Below are 6,320 nucleotides of genomic sequence, written 5' to 3' on the forward strand. Positions count from 1 at the left end.
ATTTTTACATTATCTAAAAAAACTTGTAGGAATTCCTACAAGTTTTTTTCTTTCTTTATTCTCTTCTTATTTACATACGCAAAGTTTATACATTTGTGTTAAATTCTAAGTACATTCGACATAAATTGATTGTTTTTTATGAATTTTATTGAAAAACATTGTAAAATACATCCATTTTTTCTTCTATTTTGCTATGATAGTTACAATTATATAGGATTAAGATATTTCTATAGGATGGGGGCGTATATAGTGAGTGTTTCAGTAAAGGGAAATGAGCAATTAACCTCTCTATTGAACGACTGGTATCGATCTATGCTATCTCAACAAGTTATAAAAGCTACTAATCTAAAAAAGAAGATTGATGAAAAAATTAATAAGTTAAGTATTGAGCCAAATCAAGAACGTCAGGATCAAAATTTGTTACTTTATTACTCACTACTTGAATTTCGTTACACGGTCTTAACAGATAGCCTCGGTATTCAACAAAATAGTTTTGATGCTATTAGTGATTATGATATGCCTACAGACCATTTTCTACGCTTCTATTATCACTTTTTTAAATCCATTCATTCCACTTTTATATCAAGTTTTACTGAGGCAGAAGAACATTATAAACTGGCAGAAAAGATATTAGTAAACATTCCAGATGAAATTGAACACGCTGAATTCTACTATAGAATTGCTACTTTTTATCACCATACCTATAACATGCTCGCTTCTATCGAATACGCAAATAAATCAAGGGCAATCTTTTCGAAGTATGAAGGTTATGAAGTAAAAACAGCCTTTTGTAATAGTTTGCTAGGTGGTTGCTGTATCTATTTAAAGCAGTACGAACAAGCAGAAGAATATCTACATTGTGCAATTGAATTACTACAGAATAATAAGGAAGAAGATTCCTTGTTATACGTAAAAAGTACTATGGGGTGGCTGTATTCTGATCAAAGTATGTCTACGTTAGCTATTCGTCACCTTTCAGAAGTAACAGAAAAAATCCCTACACACTTCAAGGCTATCTTCCTACAAGCTAAGGAACATTATAAATTAGGAGAACAATCAGCAGCTAGCAAACTCATTGATAAGGGATTACAGATTTGCAGAGGAATTCATAACGAAGAATACACACACCACTTCTCTATTTTAAAAAGATTAAATGAAAATATTCCACTGGAAGAATTAGAAAAAATCGTTCAAGAAGGAATCTTATACTTTGAGCAAGAAGAATTATGGGAATATGTTGTCGAATACGCCGAAATATTTGCCACAAAATGTAGACAATTAGAGAACCACCAAAAGGTAAGTGATTATTTCCATATTTGTTACCAAGCAAGACGAAAATCAATCGAAAAAGGAGTGTTAAAATAATGAAAAAAATCAGCCTATTATTATCGGGTATTGCTTTTATTGGGGTTCTAACGGTGGGAATTTCTCAATTTTCTAAAGCGAATCAGTTTGCTACTCATGGACATTACCCCGCTCCCACATATAGTGTTGGCGATCATGGTGGTGCACCACAACAAACTTAATGTAAGTGTATGTAAAGCCCCTCCATTCGGAGGGGCTTTACATATAATTTATCTCTCACGTATCACCCTGTACACGCTTAAGGAAGGTAAATCTTTTAGGAAAATCTGTTAAACAATTATGGAAATACGCTAACTTTTATAACTACCGACTCTTCATATGCAATATTACATGCGAATAGTTCTAAATATTTTGTTATACTATTCATGTGGATTTTTCATCCAAAAATCCTCTTAAACGCATATTTATGTATATGCCACCCTAATTGATGAAAGTGAGAAGAATGTTTATCATTTTTTTCACTTTTTTATATTTAAATCTTAATAATTCACACATGTGAATAATACTATAAAAATAAACTTAAAAAGAGAATCTAACTTCCAAATTTAATCTTTGGAATCATTTATTTTCTAAAAAAATTCCCACATCTTTATCAACTCATTTTAGAATATTTAAACAATAATTTTATATACATTACTTGCATAAATTATTCATTTTCTTTTATATAAGACCTACTTTTTTACTTCTGATAAATTATTAAACATTGGATTATTATACACAATCCCAAAAAGATGAGGTATTTTGTAGAATTTTGTCTATCAATATGTATGTACACCCTTTTGTAGTGGATATAGACTGTGAGGTGTAAGGAGATACCTTACAAAATAATGAAAAGGAGATTGTAAAATGAGTAGATTAACAAAATTCTCAAAGTTAGCATTTGCAACATTAATTGTGGGAAGTGGTTTAAGCGTCTTTGTGTCGTCACACAGTGTACAGGCTGACACCTTTGATCATAATTACCAAGACACTGTAAGGTTCATACCACCTTCTAGTGCTAGGCAAACATTGGAACAAAAAAACACTATTGTTCCAGAATCAAAAGTTATTAAAAACCATTATGTAAAGTACTCTAAAGCACATTTCCAAACTAAAGAAAGTATACCAAAAGAGATTTATTATTCTTCAGAAGGCTTTAAGGGCTATATACAAGCAAGTAGCGTTTGGGATATGGGAGATCATTTCGCAACACTATATTCCGGAACCGTTATTCGATGTTAGACTTTTAATCCCTTCTCTCCCAATGCTTATAATAATCAATAGCTCACTGCCAATACTGTAATATCTATTGTTCAAAAAATAAACCACAAAATCTTTCGATTTCATGGTTTATCAAATATAAAGATAATGCTAAACGAATACTCTAACATTACCTTCCCCAAAGTTAATTATAGAGTATTTCCCCAAAAAAGACACTCTTGTAGTGTCTTTTTTATAATATTTTAATTTACTCTCATCTTACTTTTGTTAAACTCGGATATGTAATAATGCATATTATTTTGATTACATATTATGATATACTCTCATTGTGAGCTGATACATAATTTCTTTAGATTGGAAAACTAAAACCTCATTTACCCAATTTTGGGGCGCCTTATGGCGTCTTTTTTTATGCTCTTGAAGTAAAAAACAGGATCGTAATATCATTGTTCAAAAAAATTGTATACTTTAATAAGAATTACGCCTACTAATCCTTATTTTTGCGGCTAATTATTTGTTTCAACATAATAATTTTCCATCTCGTATATGCAATAGATAATGATAGCTAAACTCCAACTGACACCATAATAATCATGTGTGTAGAAGTCATAACCTGCCTTAATACCTTTTTCTATTACAACCAACGTAAATCCTAATGCCATCCATTTGTTAATTTTCATCTTAATAAACGTTTTAGCTATAAGTATTAAAAATAAAATATTTATAAGGCAGTTTATCATTAGCTCATACTTTTGAATGTATAATGCCATTATACAAGCAGTGATATTAGTCGCAATACCAAAGGCAACCACGGCTCCCCAAATCCTGTCCGAAATTCTCACTCCTGATTCAGTCCCTTCCCTAATAACATTACATTCTTTTCCTTAATTCGTTCCTACACCCTATTCAAGGTATGCTGTATTATCCTTGTCTGATGAATATCTATTAATCTTTTCATATAGTGCAAACAAAATTTCTACTCATAATTTTTTCTTTATTAGGCACACTAGGTTTAAGCCGTTTGAACTAGCGGCTTCACTCTTTTGGTAATGGGGTAGCAATATATAGTAATTGACTAACTCATTCAGTCCATTGGCACTGGCAGACGACAAAATTGTTGTCTGCCATTTTCATGTATACTTTTTCTAATTTCATTCCAAACCATATGTTTACCGTACTGATTTTGAAAAGAATGAAATTTAATTTTTAAATAAGTAAAAAGATATGGCTCAGTCCACTTTTGGTATAGGACTTTTTCTTTTTACATATACTATTTTTGAGCCTTTTTACCAATACGTGTTCTATCGGTGTCTTGAATTCCTCCTAAAAGGGGCGGCAGATACGACTGCATGCCCTTTTTATTTATACTGCTTTTCTATACCAATAAATAAATTGAAAACTAAAAATGCACTATTACATATTCTTTTCAGTCCATATTATGTTAAAATTTCTTAAGTTGTTTATTTCATAGTCGAATTATGATTTCGTATCTAATTCAGCAATATGTAAGCTGTATACCAAAAGAAACATTTTTCTTTTTCAGGAAGATTCAATTATCTCACTAGCCTAAACCTTTTATTTAAAGACCGTTTGATCACAGTGCTCAAAAACTTTCATCTAAATCAACAGGTAAACAGTTCACTTCCAAATCATATCTCCACCAATATAATTTCTTAAAGATTTTCTGTCTTGTTCTTAATTTTGTCAAAATCCTCATATAGCTACACAAAATATATATGCTATTATGTTTTTAAGAAACTATGCGTTCCCTTAACCCTGTATCCGACCCTGTATTTTTTTACAGGGTCTTTGTTTATTTTATTTACTTTCATTAGCTTATAAGAGTTAATACACACCCCATTTCAATTAAAATCGTTTAAATGTTAGTTAGAATTTGAAATGATAAATCTATTAGCTTTTTTGACAATTATAATCTAATACTAGATTTCTAAATGTATACTACACTAAACATCAGTTAACACTATACACATAGTGTTAACTTTATTAATTGAATATTAGTAATAGTAAGTAAAAACATTATCAATTTACTATATCTTACATTTATGTAAAAATAGATGTATGTTAAGCTTTTTCAAAATCTTTCCCCTAATAAAGATTTGAAGTAGCATTTCATGATTCTCCTTACTGTTAATATGCCTTGAAAAAGAACCCAATAGGGTTCTTTTTCTTCTCATTATATCCTCCGTAATTACTTATTTAACATACAAAAAGGACTGACAATTACTTGCAGTCAGTCCTTTTTACACCTTAATATACACTTGTATTAAGTACTTAACTCTTTATTTAGCATGCATATGAACTAAACCAGTCATTATTATTTATATATATAACACTTCAAAATTTAGAAATACACAATAACAAATCTTTCCCAACTTCCAGCTACATAACTATTAGCAGTTAATTCTCTACCACTATTTGCTGATATAAATCTACCATTACTTAACGCTTGTAATACATATATCCTATTGTCTCCACCATTATATAAAATAAATTTTTCCCATGCCCCAATTGATGTACGATCTGCTACTACTCTACCATTTGGCTCAAACGAAACGTACTTGCCATTACTTTTCGCTTTTAAAGCATACGTATATAATTCTCCAGTCGGAATTAATTCGAATTTCTCCCATTCATTAACTGCATTACGATTTGCTACTACATTGCCCGATGGCTCAGCAGAAACATATTGTAAATTTGCAGCTTGTATAGCAACAGTCCAGCTTCCATTAAATAGACTCACACCTTTTAGTGAACTTGCCTTTGATTGCTCGGCTGCCAATGCACCATTCGATGGGGTTATCATCATTATCATTAGAACCATTGGCAACACCATTAAAACTAACTTTTTAAAGATCTTATTACCATTTGCATGAGTTATGAACCTCTTCATTCCCATTCCTCCCTTAATATATATCACTCATATACATCATACCAAATATGTAAAATTTTGTAATACAAGAGAGTCTTTATCAACAAATACCTTATTATTCTGTTTCTTTTTTCTCAAATCTATAGCACCTAAACATCACTCAGTCCTCAAACATATTTTTAAAATTAATTTCACTTTATATTAAATAAAAGCCAAATAGCCGTTCATAATGAACGACTATTAAGCATCTAACTAAAAATTCGAATATTTTTCATGTTAATCTATTTTGTTTAATCCCGTTGAAGTAACTTGATAAATTCTTTTTTTGCCTATATATTCTTGTTTATTATTCTCAAGGTTAGTAAGTGTAGCACGAGTCTTTTCATTCACTGCTTCCCCTTCTATATGGGTAAACTCAATATAATCTCCCACTTTGACTGGCACAGTTTGGCTTTCAGCAGTTTGCTGTCTATTTCCCACTATTTCCTTATTGTACACAACACTACCGGATGAATTCTGTACTTTGATACTCGCATACGTATTATTAAAATAACAAACTATTATGTTTTGATTCAACACCCTTAACTTCCATCTAATTGTATAAATGTATCAATTTAGATAAACAAGTAAATAAATTTCAACATTTAAATCTTATAATATAGCGAAAAATTCATAAAAGTTCTTTAACTTCAAAGGTTTAAATAGTTGCAACCACTTTTATTTAAACTTCCTCAACTTTTTTCTAAGCTATTCTCTAAGAATCTTATTATTTATTGTAAATAAACCAGGTTACTACTCTAGGTTCTGTTGCAAAGTTTCTTAAACCTAGTTACAATCTAGAAAAAAGAGGCGAGGAGAATTACAC

General features: G+C 30.5%; 6 protein-coding genes. 3 read left to right on the forward strand and 3 right to left on the reverse strand.

All coding sequences use genetic code 11. The features are described 5' to 3' along the window. The first annotated feature begins 249 nt into the window (after positions 1-249). The 3 genes from CER22_RS27815 (at position 250) to CER22_RS27825 (ending at position 2,586) form a co-directional block, all read left to right on the forward strand. Positions 250-1,365 carry a response regulator aspartate phosphatase gene (locus CER22_RS27815; RefSeq protein WP_088610153.1) on the forward strand — a complete coding sequence of 372 codons (1,116 nt, stop codon included), beginning with the start codon at positions 250-252 and terminating at the stop codon, positions 1,363-1,365. Next, positions 1,365-1,526, forward strand: a complete 162-nt coding sequence (locus CER22_RS33300) for a hypothetical protein (protein WP_075395322.1) — start codon at positions 1,365-1,367, stop codon at positions 1,524-1,526. Before CER22_RS27815 ends, CER22_RS33300 begins: the two co-directional genes overlap by 1 nt. A gap of 685 nt (positions 1,527-2,211) precedes the next feature. Next, positions 2,212-2,586 (forward strand): hypothetical protein, encoded by a 375-nt coding sequence (locus tag CER22_RS27825; protein ID WP_088610154.1) that lies wholly within the window; start codon positions 2,212-2,214, stop codon positions 2,584-2,586. Positions 2,587-3,071: 485 nt separating this feature from the next. Here the strand turns inward: CER22_RS27825 and CER22_RS27830 are convergent, their stop codons facing one another. The 3 genes from CER22_RS27830 to CER22_RS27845 all read right to left on the reverse strand — a co-directional run bounded on the left by CER22_RS27830 (position 3,072) and on the right by CER22_RS27845 (position 6,061). Further along, positions 3,072-3,407 (reverse strand): hypothetical protein, encoded by a 336-nt coding sequence (locus CER22_RS27830; RefSeq protein WP_088610155.1) that lies wholly within the window; start codon positions 3,405-3,407, stop codon positions 3,072-3,074. A gap of 1,520 nt (positions 3,408-4,927) precedes the next feature. Further along, positions 4,928-5,476 (reverse strand): fascin domain-containing protein, encoded by a 549-nt coding sequence (locus CER22_RS27835; RefSeq protein ID WP_088065104.1) that lies wholly within the window; start codon positions 5,474-5,476, stop codon positions 4,928-4,930. A gap of 255 nt (positions 5,477-5,731) precedes the next feature. After that, on the reverse strand, positions 5,732-6,061 hold the full coding sequence (locus CER22_RS27845; RefSeq protein WP_256943749.1) for a putative mucin/carbohydrate-binding domain-containing protein: 330 nt from the start codon (positions 6,059-6,061) through the stop codon (positions 5,732-5,734). Between the last annotated feature and the right edge of the window lie 259 nt (positions 6,062-6,320).

The sequence above is a fragment of the Bacillus sp. K2I17 genome, from assembly GCF_002209985.1.
GTDB classification, from domain to species: Bacteria; Bacillota; Bacilli; order Bacillales; family Bacillaceae_G; genus Bacillus_A; species Bacillus_A wiedmannii.